The following is a 956-nucleotide window of genomic DNA, read 5'->3' on the forward strand; positions in this document are numbered from 1 at the left end:
TAGGGCGTGTTAACACAACCAACGCAGCCCATCTGCCACGAGGGCGAAGTTCAGGAAGGCCAGGAACATTGCGTCGAGCTTCTCGAAGCGGGTGAATATGCGTCGAAATCCCTTCAGGCGGCGGAACAGTCGCTCCACTTCGTTGCGCCGTTTGTACATTTCCCGATCGTATTCCCACGGGTTCAGCCGCTGCGGATTTGGCGGAACAACCGGAATGAACCCAAGATCCAGAGCCAACTGAATCGTCTCATCGCCTTGGTATGCCATGTCCATCAACAGATGGACAGGCCGACTCGTGCGCCCCAGGCTTTCGAGCAATCTGCGGCCTTGTGGTCCATCGCCGGCCTGGCCAGGCGACAAGCAAAACGTCACGGCCGTTCGAGCATCCGCGGCAACCATATGAATCTTGGTGTTCCATCCGCCTCGGGACTTTCCGATCGACTGTGGACCGTTTTTTTTAGAGCACCTGTCCCATCTGGATGCACCTTGATACTCGTGCTGTCCAACGAGACGACTTCGATCTTGATGCGCACCACTTGCTCACGCTGCAACTCCTCAAACATCCGATCCAGCACCCCAGCCTTGGCCCATCGGCGCATACGTGTATAGATCGTGTGCCAGTTTCCAAAGCGTTTGGGCAATCCGCGCCATTTGCAGCCATGCTCGGCGACATAGAGCATGGCATTGACTACTTGCAGATTGGTCATGCTCACATTGCCTCGCTGCGTTGGCAGGCAATGCTCAATCAGGGCGAACTGTTCCGGCGTGATTTCCATGGGCGACAGTGTTCACCATCTGAGCCATTGGCGCAATTAGTGTTAACAGGCCCTAGGCCGATTGCCGTCCCGCACGGCGATCGGTAGGGTCGTGCCACATCTTTCGGGGAACCCGCTATGAAGCCTCTCGTTGTTGCCATCGCCCTGGTGCTGGGCGCCACCGCGCCGCTGCAGGCGCAG

At 57.6% G+C, this 956-nt stretch carries 1 protein-coding gene; it reads right to left on the reverse strand.

The window, feature by feature from the left end:
• Nucleotides 1-9 precede the first annotated feature (9 nt).
• A protein-coding gene (locus CKY51_RS20875) for an IS5 family transposase (protein ID WP_152249872.1) occupies nucleotides 10-776 on the reverse strand; the annotation gives its coding sequence in 2 pieces (ribosomal slippage) (nucleotides 10-461 and nucleotides 461-776; 768 coding nt in all).
• Between the last annotated feature and the right edge of the window lie 180 nt (nucleotides 777-956).

This window comes from Xanthomonas maliensis (genome assembly GCF_009192945.1).
GTDB classification, from domain to species: Bacteria; Pseudomonadota; Gammaproteobacteria; order Xanthomonadales; family Xanthomonadaceae; genus Xanthomonas; species Xanthomonas maliensis.